Origin of the sequence: Phormidium pseudopriestleyi FRX01, assembly GCF_017313335.1 — a bacterium.
Lineage (GTDB): Bacteria > Cyanobacteriota > Cyanobacteriia > Cyanobacteriales > Laspinemataceae > Laspinema > Laspinema pseudopriestleyi.
On sequence record NZ_JAFLQW010000173.1, the window covers coordinates 1 to 3,503 of the forward strand.

The window sequence follows — 3,503 nt, forward strand, 5'->3', positions numbered from 1 at the left end:
GCACAGACTAATTATACCATGGATTTGGTTAACTACGTACCTACGTTCACCCACCTTATATCCCACGGCTAAAGCACATGGGTTTTACGGTGCTTTCTATAATAGACAAGGACGGGGACGATCGCGGTTAGGGTGGGACTGACTCCCAAAAATCCCCAACTGCGATCGCCCCTGAAAACTCCGGTACCAAATTCATAGGTTTGAGCCGCCACAAGAATGGTTAGGATGGACATAACTAGAACGTCTTAATCTAAACCGATCGGAGAATGCTTGTGGATCTCAGTAGCCTTCAGAATTGGCTAGACAATACATCCTTCTGCGTCCTATTCATTACCCTGTTGTTGTATTGGATAGGTGCAGCATTTCCGGGAATTCCCGCTTTGTGGTCCTTGGGTACCAGTGGCATGGCGATCGCCAATCTCTGCATCGCCACCCTACTCGGCGCACGTTGGATCGAAGCGGGGTATTTTCCCTTAAGTAACCTCTATGAATCCCTCTTTTTCCTCGTCTGGGGAATTACCACGATTCATCTAATCGCGGAAAATATGAGCCGCAGTCGGTTAGTGGGGGTTGCCACTTCCCCGGTGGCAATGGCGATTACCGCCTTCGCCGCCCTCACGTTACCTGGGGAAATGCAGCAATCGGCACCCCTCGTCCCTGCCTTGAAATCCAACTGGTTAATGATGCACGTCAGCGTCATGATGCTCAGTTATGCCACTCTGATGGTGGGTTCCCTGCTGGCGATCGCCTTCTTAGTCGTGACAAGGGGTCAAAATATCCAACTGCGCGGGAGTTCCATTGGGAATGGGTCCTATCGCAGCGATCGCTACCGCCTCCATCGTGCAGGAACCCCCATCCCCGCCGTCGAAGGTCCTGCCGTCACCCCTGAACTTGCCATCGGATTCTCCAGTGAGAACAACGGCAAGGGTCTTGCTGGAAACATAGCCGTTCTTGACGTTGTGCAAACCCAAACCCAACCGGCTACCGAAACCCTTGCTGTAGCCCTTTCTCCCCAACGCCTCACCCTCGCCGACACCCTGGATAACATCAGTTATCGGATTATCGGATTAGGGTTTCCCCTCCTCACCATTGGCATCATCGCCGGTGGAGTTTGGGCAAACGAAGCATGGGGTTCCTACTGGAGTTGGGACCCGAAAGAAACCTGGGCATTAATTACTTGGTTAGTCTTTGCTGCTTACCTCCATTCCCGCATTACCCGAGGTTGGCAAGGACGAAAACCAGCAATTTTAGCCGCCGCTGGATTTGTCGTAGTCTGGATCTGTTATCTTGGGGTCAATCTTTTGGGTAAAGGGTTGCATTCCTACGGTTGGTTTTTCTAAACCCTCAACACAAAGTGGTTATGGGGGTTCATTCGGAGTAGTGCGTAAAGGGCGATCGCCCTTTACACGAAAACTGAATATCAACCCCATAACCGCAGCCGGGAAACTGTCAAATTAATAGAACGCGGAGATAGAAATGGATCAGCGATTTGAGACGCTCGGAAACGAAGACGTCCTGTCTACCAGTGGCAGCAATCTGATGTTTCAATGCACCTTCAAAGTCAGTGAACTCATGGATTTGTTGCAAACCAAATTAGAAGAAGAAAGTTTGTTTACCGAGGGCTTAGAATGTGAAGTGTTAAGTCCAGGCAAATACTGGCAACGGGGAAAAGTTCAACTGCGTCTTGAATTTTGTCCAGAAGACAGTAACCCGGTTCAAAATCATCTCAGCGGTTTTTCTGAACCTTCCACCATTCAGCCGGAATAATTGGCAATTCTTGTTCCATCATCTTAGCTGGGAAAAAAATCTGGTATTGGCTAAGGTTATATAGCAGATATTCGCTCGATTTTCTTATCCAATCTGAACTCAGCAAGACAACCTATTTGGGTGCGTTACACTACCTGAACGCACCCTATTTCATGGAAAATTTCATCAACCTCACCTCACTATTTTGCGTATCCTACAAGGAGGAATAAAACCGTGGATGAAAGCTGGATAATCTTGAATCCAGAAGAGGATGTAATTTCTCAACAATTCAATTCCGAAAATCAAATTGAGGATTGGCCCTTGAATTTTACGGGTATCCAAATCCTTGATCACCTGCGAGAGCAACTGAGTGAGGACGAGCAAGCTTTTATCGATGGGTTTGAGTGTAAAGTCCTCCAACCGGGGAAAAAATGGCAGACTGGAAAAATTAGAATCAGTGTCGAATTTTGCCCGGATAACCCCAGCGAACCAGATTCACCCCTGGATGATATTCGGAAAATGGACCCTTAGAATCAAGCCGAAGTTACGCTAATAAAAGGAGATTTAGTCAAAGATTAAATAATTGTCAACCCCTGGCGGATTCTAAATTTGATTGCATCTCCTTAGTTTGCTGAAGCCAAATCAGGAGATGCAACGAAGAAAAATAAACGATAAACCTCATAAAAGGAGAAAAAAAACATGGATAATAAATGGATAAGTTTGGATTTAGAAGCTGATGTAATTTCTCAACAATCAAATCAGAATAAAATGAGTTTGCCCGATTTTTTTACCCTGGCAAAGCTGCTTGAATACTGGCAGCGTCAAACTGGCGGGCCATTAAAAGACTTTTTTCTCAATGGGTGGGAATGTAAAGTTCTCCAACCTGGAAAAGGATGGCAAACTGGAAAAATGAAAATCCATATAGAATTTTATCCCGATCGCCCCACAGAACCGGAATCTCCACTGGATGACATTCGGAAAATGGATAATTAAGATAAACAACCGATGCTCAATCACCCATGACTCAATGGACTCCTCTCCATGTGAAACTCCATCGCACCTTGCGACAACGCGGGTTATTGTTACCGGGCGATCGCATTTTAATTGCCGTCTCCGGTGGACAAGATTCCCTCTGTTTAGCCCAATTGCTGTTAGATTTGCAGCCTAAATGGAATTGGCATCTGGCGATCGCCCATTGTGATCATCAGTGGCGTAGCGATTCTACCCCTAATGCCGAATATGTGGAAACTCTCACAAAACAGTGGCAGTTACCCTTTTTCCTCCAAACCGCTGGCACTGAACTCCTGCCTACAGAAGCTGGTGCGCGAGAATGGCGCTATCATGCCTTAAGCGCGATCGCCCAAGCAGAAGGCTATCCCACCCTCGTCACGGGTCACACCCAGAGCGATCGCTCTGAAACCCTCCTGTTTAACTTAATGCGGGGCACCGGGGCCGATGGATTACAAGCCCTTTCCTGGGACCGGCATCTCACTCCCACCCTCCGCCTGGTGCGTCCCCTCCTAGAAGTTAGCCGCCAACAAACCGGCACCTTTTGTCACCAGCGTGAGATAACAATTTGGGAAGACTCCACCAACCTGGACATCACTTATTCCCGTAACCGTATCCGTCAAGAGTTGCTTCCTTACCTCACTCAACAGTTTAACCCCAGTGTAGAGCAACATCTCGCACAAACTGCCGAACTCTTACGCGCTGATGTGGAGTACCTGGAAACTCAAGCGAGGGAACTGTTGGAACAA

6 protein-coding genes are annotated in these 3,503 nt (G+C 47.6%); 5 read left to right on the plus strand and 1 reads right to left on the minus strand.

Annotated features, from left to right (window positions below):
• Positions 1-68: 68 nt before the first annotated feature.
• Entirely contained in the window at positions 69-233 is a 165-nt protein-coding gene (locus tag J0895_RS06300; protein WP_207087260.1) for a hypothetical protein, read from the minus strand.
• Between the two features lie 39 nt (positions 234-272).
• Between J0895_RS06300 and ccsB the strand changes: the two genes are divergently transcribed.
• The 5 genes from ccsB to tilS form a co-directional block, all read left to right on the plus strand.
• Positions 273-1,340: a c-type cytochrome biogenesis protein CcsB gene (gene ccsB, locus J0895_RS06305; protein ID WP_207087261.1), complete on the plus strand. Its 1,068-nt coding sequence runs from the start codon at positions 273-275 to the stop codon at positions 1,338-1,340.
• Positions 1,341-1,476: 136 nt separating this feature from the next.
• The gene (locus J0895_RS06310; protein WP_207087262.1) at positions 1,477-1,767 is read left to right on the plus strand and encodes a KGK domain-containing protein; all 291 of its coding nucleotides are present in this window, start codon (positions 1,477-1,479) and stop codon (positions 1,765-1,767) included.
• Between the two features lie 213 nt (positions 1,768-1,980).
• Entirely contained in the window at positions 1,981-2,277 is a 297-nt protein-coding gene (locus tag J0895_RS06315) for a KGK domain-containing protein (protein WP_207087263.1), read from the plus strand.
• A 168-nt stretch (positions 2,278-2,445) separates the two neighbouring features.
• Positions 2,446-2,739, plus strand: coding sequence for a KGK domain-containing protein (locus J0895_RS06320; RefSeq protein WP_207087264.1), 294 nt, complete (start codon positions 2,446-2,448; stop codon positions 2,737-2,739).
• A gap of 26 nt (positions 2,740-2,765) precedes the next feature.
• A partial coding sequence (tilS, locus tag J0895_RS06325) for a tRNA lysidine(34) synthetase TilS (RefSeq protein ID WP_207087265.1) occupies positions 2,766-3,503 on the plus strand: 738 nt, incomplete at its 3' end.

Coding starts and splice junctions, on each gene's coding strand:
- J0895_RS06310 (WP_207087262.1), top strand. CDS start 1,477: ATGGATCAGCGATTTGAGACGCTCGGAAACGAAGACGTCCTGTCTACC.
- J0895_RS06300 (WP_207087260.1), bottom strand. CDS start 233: ATGTCCATCCTAACCATTCTTGTGGCGGCTCAAACCTATGAATTTGGT.
- J0895_RS06320 (WP_207087264.1), top strand. CDS start 2,446: ATGGATAATAAATGGATAAGTTTGGATTTAGAAGCTGATGTAATTTCT.